This window comes from Alistipes sp. CAG:268 (assembly GCA_000434235.1).
GTDB lineage: Bacteria > Bacteroidota > Bacteroidia > Bacteroidales > Rikenellaceae > Alistipes > Alistipes avistercoris.
Genome location: FR892012.1, coordinates 1 through 766, shown reverse-complemented (window position 1 = coordinate 766; position 766 = coordinate 1). Strand labels below are relative to the sequence as shown.

Sequence of the window (766 nt, the reverse complement as noted above, 5' to 3'; positions counted from 1 at the left end):
TACCCTTGCTGTCGTCTGACGGCAGGGGTATTAAACGTATTCCATCAACACCCAACAAAAAATAGTTGTATTGTTCATAAAAATTATGTATTTTTGATTAAAAGACTCACCAATACTCCCACAAATATGAAAAAGATCATCCTTGCTTTAGTTTCAATTACGTTTGTTTCAATAAACGCAATAGCCCAAACAACATCGGAACACTTGACTTTTAAGGGTGTCCCCATTGATGGGACCTTGAGTCAGTATGTCACCAAAATGAAAAGTGCAGGGTTTGAGTATTTGGGGGAGCAAAACAAGACAGCACTTTTACGAGGTGAATTTGCTGGATTTAAAGATTGCATAATAGGTGTATCTACATTAGAATCTGTTAATATCGTCAGTACAATAGGTGTTATTTTCCCATCTTGTAGCGATTGGAGTTCTCTTGAAAATAATTACAATCATTTAAAATCGATGCTAACATCAAAATATGGAGAACCTGCAGATGTTGTTGAAACATTTCAGAGTAGCATAACCCCAAAGACTAATAATGAAAAATTACATGAATTATTCATGGACAGATGTACCTGGTACACGACATTTGAAACAAACAAAGGAACCATTCAAATATCCTTGCAAAAGGGTGAATATGGAGAACATTATGTTCTGCTTAAATATTTTGACAAAATAAATTCTGATATTGCACGATCGGCTGCCATGGAAGATTTATAGAATAACTCGCAAGCAAATTGATACCCTTGCTGTCGTCTGACGGCAGGGGTAT

1 protein-coding gene is annotated in these 766 nt (G+C 35.9%); it reads left to right on the top strand.

Features of this window, described 5'->3' with window-relative positions:
- A partial coding sequence (locus tag QZL63_RS08825) for a hypothetical protein (RefSeq protein ID WP_290586613.1) occupies positions 1-714 on the top strand: 714 nt, incomplete at its 5' end.
- Positions 715-766 lie beyond the last annotated feature (52 nt).